This is a genomic window from Vibrio sp. qd031, assembly GCF_002100145.1.
GTDB lineage: Bacteria > Pseudomonadota > Gammaproteobacteria > Enterobacterales > Vibrionaceae > Vibrio.
Map to the genome: position 1 here is coordinate 288712 of NZ_JXQD01000002.1, position 19349 is coordinate 308060.

Here is a 19349-nt window from a genome sequence, read left to right on the forward strand (position 1 = left end):
TCTCTTTTTTCAGTCAACGATGAAAGAACTTCGCGATTTAGATTTAAATCTGCTGAGGCTACTGCAAGTATGTATCTCAACTCAACCATAGCGGCCAAATGACGAGCAGCCATAGGTTTACTCACTTTAGCAACCTTATGGTTTAGAGAAGTATTGATCCCCCAAGAAAATCACCATCAAGCATTCTGTAGAGCAACCTTGTTTGCCAATGACGGGCGCACCGAAAAGGCATTGAGTTTCTCCCCTTCAATCGAACTGTAGTGAACGATATTGGCTAGCAAGGTATCAGCATGCTCTATTGCTGATCGTGAGACTGGCTTGTGATCTCGCGAAGCAGAATCCCCTGATTTAGCCGAGTTTTCCTAAGTAACGGTTCCTATCCCATTGCAAATCGGGCCAGTTAGGGGGTTCCAAAATCCACATAGCAGCTCCTTGATAACAAAAACAGAATATACATTACATTTTCACTAGATATAACGGTGTTTGCTCATCATGACCGAATGACTAGCACAAGGTTTTGACAAGACATTTTGTAATCAGAATCCACAATACTGACGTCAATGCGTTCACTTTTTTCGCAGTATTACAGTCTCGTATTGGGCTTGTTCTAGAGTTTTTCGGTTGATTGCGATGAATTGTTCTTAAGCGACCTATCACACCCCTGTGGCTTACCCGAAGCTAACAGGGAAAATTTAGGTCGCCACAGGGTAAATTAATTTAGTCCATCTAGCTCCACAACAAAACACTTTGTCATTCAGCAATTTTCCCTGCAGATTTGATCTTCACATGAACCATATTTCCTTGGAGGTAACTTAATGGGATCTCACTACGCTCTATTACGGCCACGCTTTTGCTGCATGCTCCAGCATTAACAGCCAATTGTTTTGCTTGCTCCTCAAGTTGCTTCATTATTTCGCTGCGTTTTTCTGTTGCGATAGGGACAATCTTATCGAACTGGCCCGAGATTTCTCCCAATGCAACGCCAATAGCATTGGCAACTTCATAGTGTTCTGGTCGCACAACCTCACTCACACCTTTAAAGTCATCGGGCATTAATGCACTGCCACCCCCGACCAAAATGACCGGGACAGACTTCGATGAGGTTTTCATCTTGTCGATACCCTCTTCTACATCTCGCACCATTTGTGTGTAGATTGTGGTTGCGTCAGCCTTAGTCAGATCCACCGGCTGAACTTGATTACCGCTTTGCCATTGCATTTTGTTCAGTGTCAAAGCGACATCGGTTAAGGTTAGAGTGTCACCTGCAAAGCTTTGCGCCTCAGAAAGTAACTCATGCCCAACACTATCTGGCCCTAGTTTAAAACAGTTATTCTGCTCTCGTACTATGGTGCCACCACCAATGGCCAGTGCTAGGATATCTGGCATGCGAAAGTTTGTACGTACCTCACCAAGTTCGACGGCAATGCTCGATTCTCGGGGGTATCCATGAATCAGTGCGCCAATATCAGACGTGGTGCCTCCCACATCAATAACAATGGCATCTGAAAGTTTAGAAAGATGACTCGCTCCACGGATAGAGTTAGTGGGTCCACATGCCACCGTTAAAATAGGGTATTTAAGCGCGAATTCTTGCGACATCAAAGTGCCGTCATTCTGCCCAAAATAAGGGGTTGCTAAGATCCTATGACTCTCCAGGGCATGGCAAAAACCTTCCACGAAGCGCTCTGCTGTTCCTTGTAGTGCGGCGTTTAGAATACTCGCATTTTCGCGTTCTAGGATCCCTATACTGCCAATCTGATGGGACAAGGATATTTTTACCCCTTCTAGCTCTTCCTTTACCCACTGCGCGACTTGTTTCTCTTGTTCGCCATTTACAGGCGAAAACACGCCACAAATAGCAATTGAGTCAACCTTGCCTTTCATTTTCTGGCATAGTGAGCGGATCTCTTGCTCTTGAATGTCGGCAATTAATTTACCGTCGTACTCATAGCCGCCGTGTGCTTCATAAAAATGTTCACCGAGCAGTTCTTGCCAAGATTGACTCCAACCACATAAAGGCGGGACGCTGCTACCACTTGGTAGAGCAAGGCGAATCATACCAGTGCGATCAAGTGTCTTTTTTTCTACGATGGCGTTGGTACATTGGGTTGTACCCAACATAGCGTGTTTAATCTGCCTAGCCTGAATACCACTTTGATTGAGTAGTGCAGTTATAGCGCCATCAATACCAGTAAATATATCCTCTGAGGTCGCTACTTTTATCTTTGCAACGCAGTTCAAGGCACTATCGAGTAAGACACCATCGGTATTGGTTCCGCCAACATCAATACCTAAACGAAAAACGTGATCCTGCATACTACTTACCACCTGGTTCCAGCAAGGTTTCTATTGTTTGATATTCGACTGCATAACCAAAATAACTTGGCCCAGCCACTTCAATTCCTTTTTCTGTGCGCCACTTGGGATCGCAAGGATAGGCGATCAAATCGACTCGTTGCCCATAACGCAATTGTTCGGTAGTAATCGGCTGTCCTGTTTCATGATCCAAAATAGAGAGTAAATCTGGCGTCGTTGCCAGTAAGGTTTCTTGGCTCAAGTCATCCGCTGAGCTTCCGCTGTGAGCAAGTAGCAACTCATTTTGAAAGTGTACAAACACTGACTTAAGTTGACGGTCATTATGGCTAGCTTGCATTTTTTCAATGACTACCCCGCCGGTGACAAAGCCACCAGCAGTAGTTCGATGAATATCCAAAATCTTACCCGTAACAATGCGCTGGCCTCCTACAATACTCAGCACAGCATCCACGGCATTCTCGCCTTTTGTATTGGCCTGTCGAATTGCTTTGCCAATGTGCATCGCTTTGCTCAAAGTCCCTGCTAATGCGCTTTTCTTTAAGTTAAAACCGCGCATTGGATAGTCACACATAGCAGCAGAGCCACCCATTTGTTCAGTGATTGGGCGAGCAAAGCGCTCAGACCATACCCCATCGAGTGGATAAAGTGTAACGACGTTACCTTTCTCATCCGCTAATGTATTGGGTGCGGATGGCAAGCCGTCAAGATAAAAAGTCACCATTTGCGATTCAGGAAACGCGCGCCCCATCGCATCACAATCGACCACAGGGATACCTTTTTGCGCTGCGACCAAGATTGGGATAAGAGAGTTAAAACCACCCACTTCGATTGGATAGGTCACTGCAATTCTTTCGTCCAATGCTTTTTCCATGGCTTCAAAGGCCACCAGCATCTGTTCTTTTGAGTTGATCTTCTCTACAGCAACGGTTGGTGCACCAATCATAGAAGAGGGCACGGTCATACAGTTATCGTCCACATCTTCTAAGGAAATGATATCAACGGGCTTATCAGACTGCGCTATCGCAGCCTTTGCCATTAGTGCTCCACTGTACGGATCACCACCACCACCTGTACCTAGCACTGTTGCACCCAGAGCAATATCGTCAATCATTTGCTCATTAATAATCACTGACGGTCTCCTTGCTCTTTACCATAAAGGTTATTTTTACCAGTGCCATGTAGGCGACAAATGACGCTAAAATTCCATCAATGGGCGAAATTGACGTAATTGAGAATAAGTTAAGGAACTCACCAGCTGTGCATGCACTGATAACACTACCAAATGCCCAGGCTAGCAAGCCATTCATCTTCCATGATGGGACATTTTGAATAGCGTCAAATGTAAAGTCTTGTTTGTTAATGAAGTAATACTGAGCCAGGTAGACCCCGGCAGATGGCGCAATAGTGACGCCCAGTAAGGTCAAGAATGCGGTGAATTTATCCACCATGCCAAACTGAGCAATCGCGAGACCAATAATAGTCATCAAGATAACCCATACATGGCGCGGTACACGTGGAAGTGCAACAGACATGCCTAGTGCACCAGATACCAAATTACTGCTATTGGTCGTCCACTGAGCAAATACCAGAATGGTTATAGCAACCATGCCTAAACCGATGGTAAAGAATACTTCAACTAGGTTGTCGGTACCCGTCATCTGAGTGAGCAAAAGAGCGACTACGATCGTTGCACTATTTCCCAGTAGGAAACCAAAGCCGGCACCAAGAATAGCGTCTTTACGTGTCTTTGCGTAGCGAGCAATATCTGGAGACGCAATCGCCGCTAAAATCCAGATAGACATTACAAAGGAAATCGCTTCACCCATCGACATCGGAGCGATTAATTCTCTCTCACCAGCAGGTTGTGATCCCGACGCCATAATTAGACCAAGGGTAATCAGACCAACCATCAGCGGTACTGAATAGGTGGAAAGCTTACCAAGAGCACGAACACCATAGATCGCGGTAAACATCATTAGTGCTGCGCCGCAGACTAAAGCTGAGAAATGTGAAACGTCCAGATTATATTTGGCAAGCGCTTCAACTAAGATCAACGCAAAGAAATCGGCCTGAAAGGCAAACCACCCCACCAAAGACACCCCTGTAATTAGCCCCAGTAATTTGCCGCCATTACGTCCAAATACGGCGCTGCTCACTAACGGTGTAGAAACACCCGACTGAAACCCTATATTTGCACAAAGCATAGCAAGAACAGCAAGGATAGATGAGCCAATAAAGGTCGCTAACAAAGCATCATTTATGGCCATTCCTTCACTCAAGATCGCCCCTAAGAACAAGCCTGAAATATCAATACCAATAGCTAACCAAATGAGGCTAATTACCCACCAAGAACGCTTGGCTTTCTCAGGCACTGGTGCTAATTCGAAATCGTCAATTTTTGACTTTGGTTTTACAGACATCCGTCTCTCCTAAATATATATCCATATTGGTCACATAAAAAAAGTTAGCACCTTGTTGCATTTGATTAAATGCATATTATTGAATCTAAACATTTAAAATAAGTTATGTAATGATCCTATGGCGATAAACATTGAAAAATTAGACAAACGCGACCTGCGCCGATTAGAGCTTTTTACAGAGATCGTTGAGCAGGGTGGGATCAGCAATGCGACCTTAACCACTGGCCTTAGCCAGCCGGTACTGAGCAAGGAACTCATCACCCTCGAAAAAAGCTTAGGTGTTGTATTATGTAACCGTGGCAGAAGTGGTTTTGTGTTAACAGATGAGGGGAGCAAAGTATATAATTATGCAAATGAGATCAATGGCTTGCTGTCAGATTACGCGGCTAAACTCAAAGGTGTTCAATCAAAATTAATTGGTCATGCGCGTATTGGTTGTTTGGACAATACTGTTTCTCTGTCATCTAATCCTTTGTCAAAAGCTATTGAAGCTTATTACCAACTAAGTGATGAAGTAGAACTTACCATAGAGATTGCAGACTTTACTGTACTTAACGAGAAGTTAGCGAAAAGCCAGTTAGATATGATGATAGTCGTACTAGACGATCATCAAGCTTATTCTTATGCTCACGTAGAGCCCATTTTTACCGAAGAAAGTTGTTTATATGCTCGTAAAGATCTGGCTGAGACCCTACGCAACAACAACTATTCACTGGAATCGCAGCGAATCAATGTTGGTGGCTATGCCGCAGATACTATGTATGCGTTGCTCGATGTTAATCAGTATCAAAACCTCAAGCTCATTGATGGCTGGCATGTGGAGTCGGGTTTAATGTTAACCCTCGCAGGAACGCATATTAGCTTTCTACCCACCCACCTTATCAAAAACCATGATTATCGAGACAAATTAAGCGCATTAAAACCAGAGCAATGGCACTTTAGTAGCCAGTTTTGCATCGTACTTAAAAATCAACTTAAAGCTCTTTCACCTGCTGCATCTGCTTTTTATGATTGTTTAACTACCGCAGCAAAAGAGTCGAGTTGAGTTATGTGCTAGTGCAGATTGGGCACGCTAACATTGCCATGTTCGCTAAAATTTATAAAAAAGCAGTTGGTGGTCGCATGGCTTAAAGAAACAAAAAAGGCCCTAAGAGTTCGTTGAGGCCAGATTGAAACAGGCTCGCCATTTTATACCAAGTCTCGAACATGTTGGGTATGATAGGGTGAAAACCTTTAACTATTAGTAGTTTATAAATTATCACTATCCCTATGGGACCAAATTGGGACATTTCAAAAGTAAATAGACGGCTGACCTATTTAATATCTGGTTAAGTAACGCACATGCGGTACTCAATAGATTATAGGCCATAGTTTTAACCGACAGCATATCTGCGATTTTAAATGGTGGTTGATACTCTTTAAAATTCTCGTATTCTGGATAGATAAGGTATATCACTCCAAAAAACCCATAAAAGATTTTGGCCACAAGCGAGCATCTGATATATCTCAGACATCCAAATGCAGCCATCTACCCTTGTAGACGTTTCTCTCGCATGATCTCCCAAATTGGTTTTTTCGGCACATCTTCTTGCTGCTCTTCCTTAGGTTCTTCCTCAGGTTCATCGCAAACTGTTGGGCCTAAATCCGATTGCATTGGGCCGGTTCTCTCTTTCTTATCTTTTATAATTTCCCAAATTGGCCTTTGCTCTTCAGCGGGTGCTTTGCGTGGCTTAGCTTGCGTTGTATTCGAGCTTGAGCTGCTAGATTGATTCAAATTAAGTGCATCTCGGCAAAAGTTCGCCATTACAATAAACGAATGCCGACTTTCTTCAGTAAGTGACACGTCTGGATCATGAACCACATTGTTTCGTACTGTTGCAATATACCTTAATTTCTTTACCAGTACTGGTGCTAAAGAGCCCTCTATACTGTTCACCTTTTCATGTAGCCCCTTCCCTGTAGCTCCCATGCCAGATAAACACTTTTCAAATTCTTTGGATGTTTTGATCACTAGTTCAAAGGGGTTAGTGTCATCATCTTGAATGGTTGTACTGCTAGCTTTAGTTTGCGAGCTTGCTCGATAGTTGCTGTATATAGGCTCAGATTCCTTTTCTGATGCAGTAAAAGCACTAAATAACACCTTACAGATTAATACAATCACTCCAATGAGTATCAGTTCCATCTAGTTCCCTCTAAAGTTTATCCACGCCATCATTCATAGTGGCGTCTTCTAAGTAAAATCCTATGCCTACCATCTTTTATTACTGATACCATCCATCAGCTAACGCCTCGGCCTGCTCTAATACAAGCTTAATCGCCTCTTCTGCCGCATCTGGCGGGTATTTCCAACGGCGTAGTAATCGACGGACGAGGTTACGCATACGTGCGCGGACACTCTCCCGTTTTTGCCAGTCTACCGTTGCTGATTTGCGCAATTGACTAGTCAGCTCAATTGCTAGTTTACGCAGGTTGTCGTCACCTAACTCTCTAACCGACGCTTCGTTTTCGACCAGAGCGCGATAGAATGCAATCTCATCAACCGAAAGGTTGAGCTTCTCTATCAGCTCTGCATCTTCTTGCATCTCCTTCGCCCACTGAATCAACTCCTCAATCACCTGAGCCGTTTCAATATTGCGGTTGTGGTACTTTTGCAGGGTACTCATGATGCGATCGGAGTACTTCTTCTCCTGAACCACATCATTCTTCATTCGTGCTTTCACTTCGTCACGCAACAGCTTCTCTAACAGTTCGACCGCAAGGTTCTTCTTTTTCATGTTCCTGACATCTTCTAGGAACTCTTCTGAAAGTAGCCCGATGTTTGGTTTATCTAGCCCAACCATTGTGAAGATGTCATCCACACCATCGGCGACGACCGCATTATCGAGGATCAGCTTTAGGGCAGTATTACGCTCCTCATCAGTACGCTTTTTATCCACAGTTGAATGTTTGATGAAAACCGTCTTGATAGCAGAATAAAAAGCAATTTCGTTCTTATAACCACGCGTTTTATCCATTGTGTTACATAAGGAGTACGCTTTGGTAAGCGCAGCCATAACATCAAGGAAACGGCGCTTACCATCTCTTACTTCTTTGCCGTTACCATCAACATGAGAAAGCCCCGATAAGTGATTTACAGCGCCAGGCAGCAAACGAAGCGCATCGGTTTCAAAGTCTGGCCGATAATTGAATACATCACCATCAACTGGCGTCGCAAACATTCCTCGAATGATATCGACCTTTTCCATTAACACGGCAAAGGCTTCTGCGGTATCAACGGTTGGTTGGCCCTTGCCCTGACTATTGGTGTAGGTCTTGAGTGCATTTTTCAATTCATTCGCAATACCAATGTAATCGACAACCAAACCACCAGGCTTATCCTTGAACACTCGGTTTACTCGAGCGATGGCCTGCATCAGATTGTGGCCTTTCATTGGTTTATCGTTATACATGGTGTGACAGCATGGCGCATCAAAGCCTGTTAGCCACATGTCACGAACAATCACCAACTGGAGTTCGTCTTCGATATCTTTATAGCGCTGTTCAAAGCGCTGCTTGGTTTTCTTGTCATGGATATGGGGCTGCATCTTCTCTTTGTCTGATGCACTGCCTGTCATAACGATTTTGATCACCCCTTTCTCAGGATCGTCGTTATGCCACTCAGGTTTAATTGCTACAATAGCATCATACAAATCAACGCAAATGTCACGGCTCATCGCGACTATCATAGCCTTGCCGGTGAATGTAGAAGTACGCGTTGTGAAATGGTTGACGAGATCTTTAGCAACTTGCTCAATACGAGGCTCTGCACCAACAAGTTTCTCTAACGCAGCCCACTGGGATTTGATTTTCTCACGGTCGGCGGTTTCTTCATCTTCACCAATCTCGTCTTCAACTTCATCATTCAGAGCTTCGATCTTATCCTGATTAATATCAAGCTTAGCTAAACGAGATTCATAGTAAATAGGAACGGTAGCTCCATCGTCGACTGCATCCTGAATGTCATAGATGGAGACATACTCACCAAACACGCCACGAGTGTCTTTATCATCCATAGCGATAGGCGTACCTGTAAAGCCGATAAACGAGGCATAAGGCAACGCGTCACGCATATACTTGGAATAACCAAAAACGTATTTGTGGGCTTTTACAGTGCCATTTTCGTCTTTAACCTCAACCAGTTTAGATTTATTACCATACTGACTTCGGTGCGCCTCATCTGACAGGACAACAATGTTTGCCCTTTCCGATAAAACAGGATGCTCAGTTTCATCAGCTAATAGCGCGAATTTTTGTATGGTGGTAAAAATGATGCCGCCTGACTGACGGTTCAGTAATAACTCACGCAGAGCATCACGATCACTGGCTTGTTGTGGGATCTGCTTTAGCGTCTCTTGCGCCATGCCAAACGTGTTATAGAGCTGACCATCAAGATCATTTCGATCTGTTACTACAACAATCGTTGGGTTATTCATGGTTGGCTGCTGAAGCAATTTACTTGCGTAGCACACCATCGAGATGCTCTTACCACTACCTTGAGTATGCCAAACGACGCCAGCTTTACCGCTTCCAGGTTTAATCTTATCCAACCCTTTTGTTGCTTGAACCTGATACTTTGCCGCGTTGTCTGCCACCATAGGCAGGTCAACGTCAGCTTGCTTCGCTTTTACTGTGGCTTCTACCGCTGCACGAACCGCGTGAAACTGGTGGTAACCTGCGATTTTCTTGATGATTTTGTCGTTGTCTGTTTCAAACAACACGAAGTAACGGATGTAATCCAAGAGAAGTTCCAGTTTGAAGAAGCCGCGAACCATGGTCTCTAATTGAAACTCAAATAACGGTCGATCATCCTCACCAGCAACAGTTTTCCACGGTAAAAAGCGTTCTTTATTAGCAGTTAATGAACCAACTCTAGCTGTGACACCATCACTTATAACCAAGGCTTCATTGAATGCAAACAACTCAGCAATTTCATCTTTGTAGGTCTGTAGCTGGTTGTACGCATTCCAAATATCGGCATGATTGTCCGCTGGGTTCTTTAGCTCAACGACGGAGATAGGAAGACCATTAATAAACACGACTACATCAGGACGTCGGTTGCCTTTAGTACCTGTGATGGTGAACTGATTAACGACCAAAAACTCATTGTTATCTGGATTGGTGAAATCCATTAACCGAGCGTGAGTGTGTTTTGGAGTCGGATGTCCATCTTCAATGACGGTGTATTCAACAGGCACACCCTCAATCAATAGTTTATGGAATGTTCGGTTATTTTTAATAAGCACCGGAGTCTCAGGCGTGCTTACTGTGTTCACTACCTGATTTAACGTCTCTTCTGGCAGTTCAGGATTTAGGATCGCTAATTGATTGAGCAAACGCTTTTTGAGCACCACCTGATGGTAATCATCACGCTCAGGTGAATCGCCATCTGGTGCGATGTCATAGCCATTTTTGTAGAGATAACCTTGGTCGATAAACCAATCAAGGCACTGTTGTTCTAGCTGATCTTCTGTGATTTTCATTTAAATCCTTGTTGTACGTCTTGGCCAAGGGTTGTGAGCCTGTAGCGCTGCGAGCGACTTCTTGGTGCATCCGGTTGTGTCATTTCTATTAAATCGGCTTCCAAGGCAGGTTTTAGATATCGAGCAGTAAATGATTTGCGATCTTTCAACTCACAGGCATTTTGCAATTGTTCGCGACTCATCTCACCAGATATTCGATTCAGCAGTAAATTAACTTGGGGGCTTACTTGATGGCTTTCTTGGGGGGCAACATGACGAACGTTCGATTGTTCTAACTCAATCAACGCTTGTCGGATCATCCCCAACATAAACCCTATAAAGGCCCGACTGTCTGTCTCAAGTGTACTTTGATTAATGGCTTGGTAGTATTGCTGCTGATGCTGGTGAATAAGGTTTTCAACCGGTAGCATCGCAAATATTGGTTGCCAGCGACTCAAAATGAGCGTTTGCCACAGTCTACCCATGCGACCGTTTCCATCAGAGAACGGATGAATAAACTCAAACTCATAATGGAACACGCAGCTTTTGATGAGCGGATGATCATCACTGCTTTCTAACCAAGCAAATAAGTCACGCATGAGTGTTGGAACTCGTTGAGCTGGCGGCGCCATGTGAATCACTTGACCGTCTTTCATTACGCCAACACCGCTATCACGATATTGCCCTGCCGAGTCAATCATCCCTATCATCAGGCTTTTGTGTGCATCCAATAAGTTGGATTCAATTTCCGGCAACCAATTAGGTAATTGCTCGTAGACGGCAATCGCATTCTTCGCTTCTTGGACTTCTTTTATTGGCGCCAATACCCGCTGTCCGCCGAGTATGGCGGTGACTTGTTCTTCTGTAAGTTCGTTACCCTCAATCGCCAACGTGCCGTGAATGGTACGAACTTGGTTAATGCGCCTTAAGCGCAGATCGATATCGTAAGAGTGTGTTACTGATATCTTGCCCAAACGTTCACTGATGTCAGCCACCAGTGAGAGGATTTGGTTATTGAGGGTAAACGGAGGCTGCATTTAGGCTACCTCTCCTTGCGTGTCTAACTCGATTTCGCCGGAAAGCAATTTAGGAAGCAAGGTGTCACGCAGTGATGATAGAGTTTGATTTTCTATAGCATTCTGATGAATTTTGCTCAGTAATGAAGATACTGCTCGATCGAATGAATGCATAAGCTCTTCCGATGGAGTTAACACTGCTAATTTCTCGAAGGTGCTCTTATTGATAATCGGCATCGTACTCCCGCTACTACCAATAAGAAATATCTCTTCACGCCTTCTTCGTAAATTCAAGAACAGGAAATTCCTTTCATAATCTTTAGCTACGACAACGCTGTTAATTTGTTGATTTGAAATAGCTTCTGATGGAGAAATTACAGCCTTGCCCATTTGACTACCAATACAAGTTACACAAATGCTGCCTGCCGGTAGTAAGTTCTTTTTCACAGCTTCGACACCAGATTCAGATAAAAAGCGTTTGGTTTCGCTAACAAACACATCACTGTCGATATCTGATGGAGTAACAAATGGAACGCCTTCTTCTGCGTATGCATCTTCAACTTTTTTAGGAGGAGTTTTTCCTGTGACTACCTTACCAAAATCCTTGATGTAGTTAATATCCCAGCCTTCAGGAATCAAACCCAACTCAGACTCAACGAGCTTTTCTGGGAATAGCGAGGCAGTGGCAACGTCCATTCCTTCTGGTTGTTCGCCATTCATTTTGGCTTTTACGGGATCGAAATCAACAAACCATGACTTGAAGAGGGCTTGTGCCATTTCTTCTAGGTTTTTATTTATCTGTTGATTAACTGTAATTTTGGAATCAATTGATACCAAAACGTTAGCAACCTCGTCCTGAGTTTCAGTATCTGGCAATTGAAACTCATATTCTCTAATAAGTTTAAGACCAACATTTTTAATCGTGGAACCAGTAGCGAGATTATGAATGTAGTCTTGAAAATGCTTGGATGTAAGAACGTACATAACATAATCTTTGTTTACACTAGGCAGTACATTCAAGTAACACGCACTTTTCCCAAGAAATACTTTCTCACCTTGGTAGGTGCCGATATTTCCTAACGTACCGTTGATCGAGACTAAAAGAGTTCGTTCATTGAGATCTTTCTTATGTTTTAGGTATTGAGACTCATCTGTGCGCTTGGTCTTCTCATTAATTACAATTTTACCGTTGGATAAGTTGTTCCCATTAATAAAATAATAGTCACCGTTATCATCATACTTAGGTGTACCGTGAAGCCCGTCTCCTATACGGGATGTAATTTCAGCTAAAGTTACTACAGGCCAATTACAACTCATAACCTAACCCCGCTAGGTTCTTCTTGATCTCAGCTTCCAGCGTTGCCGACTCTGCAAACTGCTCGCTTAACTTCGAAGTCAGCGTCGCCATCTTTTCACCAAATGGAACACCGTCATCTTCTTCCTCAGCAGCACCAACGTAACGCCCCGGTGTCAGTACAAAATCGTGCTTGGTGATTTCTTCTAGCGTTGCTGACTTGCAGAAGCCTGCTTGATCTTCATAAGCCACACCATGTACTTCTTCACCTGTTTTCCAAGCGTGGAATAGGTCTGCAACTTTTTTAATATCATCGAAGCTGAAATCACGTAGTACACGGTCTTTCATGAAGCCAAGGTTACGAGCATCAATGAACAGCACTTCACCCTTACGGCCACGCAGCTTACGTCCTGCTTTATCAACACGAGGATTCTTGTTCTTAGTTAAGAACCAAATACAGGCTGGGATCTGAGTGTTAGTAAACAGTTGACCGGGAAGTGCGACCATACATTCAATCAAGTCATTCTCAATTAACGCCTGACGAATAGTGCCCTCGTTGTTGGTCGTTGAACTCATCGAACCATTTGCCAACAGAAGCGCCTGAGAGCCTTCAGGAGCAAGGTGATGAAGCATGTGCTGCATCCATGCGAAGTTAGCGTTACCTGATGGCGGTTGGCCATATTTGAAGCGAGGATCGTTATCATCTACGCCAGTGTTCCACTCTTTCATGTTGAATGGAGGGTTAGCCATGATGAAGTCAGCACGAAGATCAGGGTGTTGTACGTTAGTGTAGGTACTTGCAGGCTCTTTACCGAAGTCGTAATCAAGGCCACGAATCGCCATGTTCATCGCCGCTAGTTGCCACGTTGTATGGTTGTATTCTTGACCGTAGATAGAGATCTTCTGCTTCTGAGTAAGGGCATCAACCTTCTTCTCATTTGCATGACGCTCGATGAACTTCTCTGATTGAACAAAGAAACCACCAGAACCCATTGCAGGGTCGTACACTCGACCTTCAAACGGTTCAATCATCTCAACAATCAGCGTTACGATGGATGCTGGCGTATAGAACTGACCACCTTTTTTACCTTCCGCCAGTGCAAACTGACCAAGCATGTATTCGTATACATGACCTAAGATATCTTTACTGTTTAGATCTGCATGAACAAACGGGATGGTAGCGATCAAGTTGATTAGCTCGTTCAGCTTCGCTTGGTCAATCTTCAATGAAGAATATGACTTGTTCAGTACACCTTTCAGTTTCGGGTTATCACGCTCGATACCTTCAAGTGCGTTATCAATTAAGTGTCCAACAGAAGTAATCTTCTTAGGCTTACCATTGATATCTAGCTCAGCACCACCAATAACCAATGGGCCGTTATCTTGCAGGAACTGCCAACGAGATTCAGTAGGTAGCCAGAACACGTTTTTCTCTGTGTAGAAATCACGCTGTTCCAGTTCAATAGCAATCTCTGCCGCTAGCTCTTCTTCCGAGAAGTCAGCAGGATCTAAGTAGTATTCGTGCTCAGGGTTAGCGATGTCAGCTTTGATCTCATCCTGACGCAGCTTAAACGCATCAGAGACGTATTTAACGAAGATTAGACCTAACACTGCGTGTTTGTACTGCGCTGCATCTAGCGTTGAGCGTAGCTTGTCTGCTGCGTTCCAAAGCTTGCTTTCAAGCTCTTTCAAATACTGTTGTTCTGTTTGATTCATTAGAAGTTTTCTTGTTATAGAAATATTCCGTCAATCATACCACTGGATGCAACATTGTCTTTGATTTCTGCCTTACTTAAAGAGCATTTTTATGAAGTAAGGAGCACATTATGGAAGCTTGGAATAAAGGAAAGCGTGTAGGTCAGAAGAAAGCATTCAAACTGGAGGACATTTGGCGCATCCGTATTCGACTTGAATTGGAAGAGCGCTTGTTTGAGTTGGCACTGTTCAACCTAGCCATCGACTGCAAGTTGAGATCCTGTGATTTACGTAACTTGAAAGTCCAAGATGTCAGTCGCAGTGGTTGTGTTATGTCACGAACTATCGTTAAACAGCAGAAGACCCAACAGGAAGTACACTTCGAGATCACCCCCAAGACTCAACAGACCTTGTCGCAGTGGATCATTCAAAACTCATTACAGCCAACAGACTGTTTATTCCCAAGCCCACGCCGTGAAGGGCAGCCCATCTCGTACCATTACTACACAACCATGGTTAATCGATGGGTTACTGATATCGGGCTAGATAAAACGCAATACGGAACACATTCACTGCGCAGAACCAAGGCTTCTTTGATCTACGCCAAAACCAAGAACTTACGCGCTATCCAGTTGCTTCTAGGTCATGCTAAGTTAGAAAGCACGATTGAATACCTTGGTGTCGAAATTGAAGATGCGCTAAGGATTTCGGAGAGTTGTGAGACGTAAAATATTTAACCTGCTTCTAGAAAACAAAAGAGGTGTAATTCTGTGATTCGCTCATTAAAACTTGCAAGCGTAGCTACATATGATGCGTCAGGTGTACAAATATCTGATCTAAAAAAAATCAACTTTATCTATGGAGCCAACGGCTGTGGTAAAACGACGGCTTCGACTTATATAAGTCAACCGGATGATGACAAATACCAAAATTGTCAAATTGTTTGGGATAATGAGCGACCTGTAAGTTCACTAGTCTATAACAAAGCATTCAGAGATAAGAACTTTGGTTCAACTAATATCGCTGGCGTCTTTACTCTAGGCCAAGCAACAACCGAACAAATTGACGCGATAAAAAGTAAAAAAAGCGAACAACAAAACGAACAGCATCAAATTGCACGCCTTTCTACTACCTTAGAACAACAAGAAGTAACACTGAATGGGGCTGAAAAAGATATTACTGACCGCTGTTGGAAAGTATTTAAGTCTTTTGAATCTGAATTTCGCTCTGCACTAACTGGCTCAATCGGTAGCAAAGTGAGATTTCGAGACAAGATGCTCTCTGAACTTAAAAATGTCTCCGTAGATTTATTATCACTCGAAGAGTTAACAATTAAGGGAAAGACTCTGCTTGGAGATAAACCACCAGTTTACCCCTTACTTACTTCTATAACCGATGAAGCTCTATTAATTGTTGAAAAAAATGACATTTGGTCAAAGATCATTGTTGGTAAATCAGACGTTGCGATATCAGAGCTAATCACACACTTTGGCAACAATGACTGGGTAAACCAAGGCCGTGGCTATGTAAGCGATAGCAGTCATTGCCCATTTTGCCAAAAAGAAACTATTGACGATGAATTTAGGAATGAGCTTGAGAAGTATTTTGATGACACATTCTTAAGAGATGTTGAACAAGTCAGAGCGTTGGAAAGTTCATATCGCTTGTCAGCAGACCGTTTACTAGAAAAATTTCAAAGTACGCTAGCTACAGAGAAAGCCAATGCCAATTCAACTTTAAATACAGACCTATTTCAAACTCATTTAACCTCTTTGGAAAACATATTAAAATCCAACCATTTAGAGTTTATTTCAAAATCAGAAAAGGCTAGTTTGCAAGTTGAAATCACCAGCTCTCATGAAGAAGTGATGGCAATAAACAGCTTGATAGAAGAAGCAAATGAAGTTTTGCGTGCACATAATAAATTAGCGCAAGATTTTGACTCTGAACTAACAACTTTTGTTAAGGAAATCTGGCGTTTTCTTACATCAAAAATAGAAGATGACCTAAAGAAGTACAGCAAGGCATCAAAAGGAAAAAAAGCAGCTATAACAAAAATTTCAGAACAGATTAAACAGCGAGAAGCTAAGGAAATAAGCCTAACTCAAGAAATCAAAAACCTTAGTCGCAATATGACAAGCGTTCAGCCAACAGTGAATGAAATTAACAAGTTACTTATTGGATTTGGCTTTTTGAATTTCAGAATAGCGCCCTCTCTAAGCCTTCCTAATCATTATTGCATTGAGCGTCTCAATGGTGAGCAAGTTAAAGATACCCTAAGTGAGGGAGAGGTAACCTTCATAACATTTCTTTATTTTTATCAACTTACCCGAGGCTCCTTCTCAGAAGAAGACATTGCTGAAGACAGAGTCGTTGTAATCGACGATCCAATATCGAGTCTAGATAGCAATGTACTTTACATTGTCAGCGCCCTAGTTAAAGAGCTTATTCGTGAGATAAAGACCGTCCCAGAATCCAGTATGAAACAGCTTATACTTTTGACTCATAACGTATATTTCCATAAAGAGGCATCCTTTCAAAATGGTCGATCCAATGGTTGTAAAGACACGAATTTCTGGATTTTAAGAAAAGCCAATAACATTACTTCCGTCAGCGCATACGATCAGAAGAACCCAATCGAGTCATCATACGAGTTATTATGGAGGGAGCTAAAAGAGCGCAATGCTAACTCCGGCATTACCATTCAGAATACTATGCGCAGAATAATAGAGAATTATTTCAAGATTCTCGGGCGCTTTAGTGATGATGATCTATTGTCGAAATTTGAGAACTTACAAGAGCAACAAATTTGCAATTCACTGATGTACTGGATAAACGATGGTTCACACTGCCTTCCTGATGACTTGTATATACAGCATCCAGATGATTCCACAGAGTTATATATGTCAGTTTTCCAAAAACTTTTCGATTATGCTGGTCACTTAGCGCACTACAACATGATGATGGGAGAAGAGGTAGAGTCATCAGATCCTATAGAGCTTCCAATGAGTGCATAATAATTTTTATTGATTATAACGGGGCGAAGCCTAAGTCGCTTTTGTCCCAGAGCAAGGCCGGGAGACCTGGCCAAATTCACTATTGCCACTACACCTCTGCACTCCAAGGCGTTACAGTAACCTATTGAGCTCGTCCTTAAGTAAAGGCCAGTAAACATTTTTCATCATGATCAGCCGTTGAGCTGAGCTCTCAATATCCTCTAACCAGTCCTCAAATTCAGCCACAGTGTGATCAATCTTCGGCGATTGATTTAGGAAAGAAATGCTTTTCTTGCCGACTCTCAGCTTTAAGTCTTGGATATTAAGTCGATTAAGTACAGCTTCAATTTCTTGTTTCCTGGCTATAAGCCCTTGACCCTGTATCGTCATACCAGCGTTACCATTGGCGCATTGATGGACTAGATAAACCGACGGCTCTGAGAACGGGTAGAAGTAAAACCAACTATGCCCTAAAGCTCGGCCTTGCAATTCTTCTTTAATAGATAAATCTGGATGTTGATTTTGCATGTAGCGAGTGTATTTATGAGCAAACTGGGTTGAAGATTCATTTACCTCTCTTTGTTTACTTCTACGTTGATGCTCAATCGCTGCTTCTAAAACACGGGCTTTATAGTCGGCCCTTACACTCTTTGTCTTTATGAAGAACTGTTGTACTGCTTCATAAGACAATGTGGTTTGGTAGTTCTGTCTATCGCTGTTTAGGTAACTCTTAGGTGCAAATAGGCACGTTACAAACGCATCCCAAGTGTCATTTTCAATACCTTCTTTACCACGCTCAAAATACCGCTCAGCCTGTCTAGGTTGAGCGCTGGCGTTAACTTTATTTTCGATTAGCGCTGCGACTCTTTTTCCATTTGCATCATCAAAAATCACGATAACATCAGATTCGCCATCTTGAGTAGAAATTGAGTGCCAAGCCCCCCTAAAAGAGGCAATGTGGTACTGGGGTAAGAGCTTTGTGGAAATAAACTTTTGAAATTCTGGTTTTACGTGAAGCTCTTCAATAAGCAGTAGGTCAGTATCTCGCTCTCGGACTGATTCTAAGTAAATGTCTTGCTCTAGCATTTCTATTTCGCCCCGTGGAAGCCAGTAACTTTCGTTTCTCCGGAATGTATAGCTAGTCTCTCACCAGCTTCCGTAAAGGAGTTATACCGTGTTAATACACCAACTTCTAGAGCCCTCGGCACGTTTTAGGGCGTAATCACTCTAGACTGCTTGCACTTTACTAATCGTGACCGAATGATTCGCACGAGATTTTGCTCAATGATAACTAATCTCAATCAACAATACTGACGACTCTAATTCTACTTTTTAAGTAATATCACAGTCTCGGACTTGGCATAGACAAGAGTTTGTCGGTTGTTTACAACGAATACGGCCCAAGTAGGCAGCCAACCTCATCCGGTGACTTACTTCGAAGCTAGTCGGGAAAGTATTTGAAGGTAGCCTACTGGGGTAATTCTCAACAAGCCACTAGGTATCAAACGACTTTGATCGAGCGTTCGCCGACTTTCGTGTGGTTAACGATGCACTCTTGGCGGGTTAGTTTACGCCCGTTGCTATCTATCACTCTGACAGGATCAAAAACATGGAACAGCATAAACCATCTAATAGTAGTGCTTTAGTACGGCTAAGCCCGATAAGCATCATCACGACAAGCTGGATTATATCAATCCAAAACACCGTAGATTACACCTTAATGAGGGAATCGGATGTAAGATTTAAGTATCGGAGAAAGCTTCCTAGCTACATTGACAGTCACCTGCCTAGGCCGACTCAAAGCCGACAAATCAACGAACTATATTCAACATTGGACAGAGTGGCTGTCGAACTACTTGCGAATGGGCTTAGTGATAAAAACTCGCAGAGGCCAGAGTACTTACTTCCTCAAATCCAGATGGCAATTGAACCCCACTACCAAGGGTTGTCCAAAGCCTATTCTGGAGAGTTAATAGCTCGACTCTTTTAAAATGCTCGCTAGGATCACTGATCTGCCCCAGCAACACTGGACACACGGTTAAGCGACATTTTGTTTTTCAAAGTTGATTGGACTTAGATATCCAAGAGCACTGTGCCTCCTTGTTTGATTATAA

12 protein-coding genes and 2 pseudogenes are annotated in these 19349 nt (G+C 43.1%); 3 read left to right on the forward strand and 11 right to left on the reverse strand.

Annotated elements, in window-relative coordinates; all coding sequences use genetic code 11:
• Positions 1 to 188: 188 nt before the first annotated feature.
• The 4 genes and pseudogenes from ST37_RS20185 to ST37_RS02365 form a co-directional block, all read right to left on the reverse strand.
• Positions 189 to 423 (reverse strand): annotated as a pseudogene (locus ST37_RS20185) (DUF4172 domain-containing protein); the annotation flags it as partial.
• 327 nt (positions 424 to 750) lie between these two features.
• Entirely contained in the window at positions 751 to 2316 is a 1566-nt protein-coding gene (locus ST37_RS02355) for a hydantoinase/oxoprolinase family protein (RefSeq protein ID WP_084883391.1), read from the reverse strand.
• A 1-nt stretch (position 2317) separates the two neighbouring features.
• Positions 2318 to 3445: a DUF917 domain-containing protein gene (locus ST37_RS02360; RefSeq protein ID WP_084883394.1), complete on the reverse strand. Its 1128-nt coding sequence runs from the start codon at positions 3443 to 3445 to the stop codon at positions 2318 to 2320.
• Positions 3435 to 4736 carry a cytosine permease gene (locus ST37_RS02365; protein ID WP_084883396.1) on the reverse strand — a complete coding sequence of 434 codons (1302 nt, stop codon included), beginning with the start codon at positions 4734 to 4736 and terminating at the stop codon, positions 3435 to 3437. The genes ST37_RS02360 and ST37_RS02365 overlap by 11 nt, the downstream gene beginning before the upstream one ends.
• Before the next feature lie 118 nt (positions 4737 to 4854).
• Here ST37_RS02365 and ST37_RS02370 point away from each other — a divergent pair, with 118 nt between their 5' ends.
• Positions 4855 to 5781, forward strand: a complete 927-nt coding sequence (locus ST37_RS02370) for a LysR family transcriptional regulator (protein ID WP_084883399.1) — start codon at positions 4855 to 4857, stop codon at positions 5779 to 5781.
• Between the two features lie 112 nt (positions 5782 to 5893).
• Here the strand turns inward: ST37_RS02370 and ST37_RS20190 are convergent.
• The 6 genes and pseudogenes from ST37_RS20190 to ST37_RS02400 all read right to left on the reverse strand — a co-directional run.
• Positions 5894 to 5995 (reverse strand): annotated as a pseudogene (locus ST37_RS20190) (L-threonine 3-dehydrogenase); the annotation flags it as partial.
• A 269-nt stretch (positions 5996 to 6264) separates the two neighbouring features.
• Complete coding sequence (locus tag ST37_RS02380; protein ID WP_084883405.1) at positions 6265 to 6918, reverse strand: hypothetical protein; 654 nt, start codon at positions 6916 to 6918, stop codon at positions 6265 to 6267.
• A 79-nt stretch (positions 6919 to 6997) separates the two neighbouring features.
• Positions 6998 to 10255 carry a type I restriction endonuclease subunit R gene (locus tag ST37_RS02385; RefSeq protein ID WP_084883408.1) on the reverse strand — a complete coding sequence of 1086 codons (3258 nt, stop codon included), beginning with the start codon at positions 10253 to 10255 and terminating at the stop codon, positions 6998 to 7000.
• Positions 10252 to 11271, reverse strand: a complete 1020-nt coding sequence (locus ST37_RS02390) for a Fic family protein (RefSeq protein ID WP_084883411.1) — start codon at positions 11269 to 11271, stop codon at positions 10252 to 10254. Before ST37_RS02390 ends, ST37_RS02385 begins: the two co-directional genes overlap by 4 nt.
• Positions 11272 to 12567 carry a restriction endonuclease subunit S gene (locus tag ST37_RS02395; RefSeq protein WP_084883414.1) on the reverse strand — a complete coding sequence of 432 codons (1296 nt, stop codon included), beginning with the start codon at positions 12565 to 12567 and terminating at the stop codon, positions 11272 to 11274.
• Positions 12557 to 14260, reverse strand: coding sequence for a class I SAM-dependent DNA methyltransferase (locus tag ST37_RS02400; RefSeq protein WP_084883417.1), 1704 nt, complete (start codon positions 14258 to 14260; stop codon positions 12557 to 12559). Before ST37_RS02400 ends, ST37_RS02395 begins: the two co-directional genes overlap by 11 nt.
• Positions 14261 to 14370: 110 nt before the next feature.
• On the opposite strand from ST37_RS02400, the gene ST37_RS02405 reads away from it, so the two are divergent.
• Entirely contained in the window at positions 14371 to 14967 is a 597-nt protein-coding gene (locus ST37_RS02405) for a tyrosine-type recombinase/integrase (protein ID WP_084883420.1), read from the forward strand.
• Between the two features lie 42 nt (positions 14968 to 15009).
• A complete protein-coding gene (locus ST37_RS02410) occupies positions 15010 to 17256 on the forward strand; it encodes an AAA family ATPase (protein ID WP_084883423.1) in 2247 nt (748 codons plus the stop codon).
• A 111-nt stretch (positions 17257 to 17367) separates the two neighbouring features.
• On the opposite strand, the gene ST37_RS02415 is transcribed toward ST37_RS02410, so the two are convergent.
• Complete coding sequence (locus ST37_RS02415) at positions 17368 to 18321, reverse strand: hypothetical protein (RefSeq protein WP_084883426.1); 954 nt, start codon at positions 18319 to 18321, stop codon at positions 17368 to 17370.
• Positions 18322 to 19349: the final 1028 nt, after the last annotated feature.

Coding starts and splice junctions, on each gene's coding strand:
- ST37_RS02355 (WP_084883391.1), bottom strand. CDS start 2,316: ATGCAGGATCACGTTTTTCGTTTAGGTATTGATGTTGGCGGAACCAAT.
- ST37_RS02365 (WP_084883396.1), bottom strand. CDS start 4,736: ATGTCTGTAAAACCAAAGTCAAAAATTGACGATTTCGAATTAGCACCA.
- ST37_RS02370 (WP_084883399.1), top strand. CDS start 4,855: ATGGCGATAAACATTGAAAAATTAGACAAACGCGACCTGCGCCGATTA.
- ST37_RS02380 (WP_084883405.1), bottom strand. CDS start 6,918: ATGGAACTGATACTCATTGGAGTGATTGTATTAATCTGTAAGGTGTTA.
- ST37_RS02385 (WP_084883408.1), bottom strand. CDS start 10,255: ATGAAAATCACAGAAGATCAGCTAGAACAACAGTGCCTTGATTGGTTT.
- ST37_RS02390 (WP_084883411.1), bottom strand. CDS start 11,271: ATGCAGCCTCCGTTTACCCTCAATAACCAAATCCTCTCACTGGTGGCT.
- ST37_RS02395 (WP_084883414.1), bottom strand. CDS start 12,567: ATGAGTTGTAATTGGCCTGTAGTAACTTTAGCTGAAATTACATCCCGT.
- ST37_RS02400 (WP_084883417.1), bottom strand. CDS start 14,260: ATGAATCAAACAGAACAACAGTATTTGAAAGAGCTTGAAAGCAAGCTT.
- ST37_RS02405 (WP_084883420.1), top strand. CDS start 14,371: ATGGAAGCTTGGAATAAAGGAAAGCGTGTAGGTCAGAAGAAAGCATTC.
- ST37_RS02415 (WP_084883426.1), bottom strand. CDS start 18,321: ATGCTAGAGCAAGACATTTACTTAGAATCAGTCCGAGAGCGAGATACT.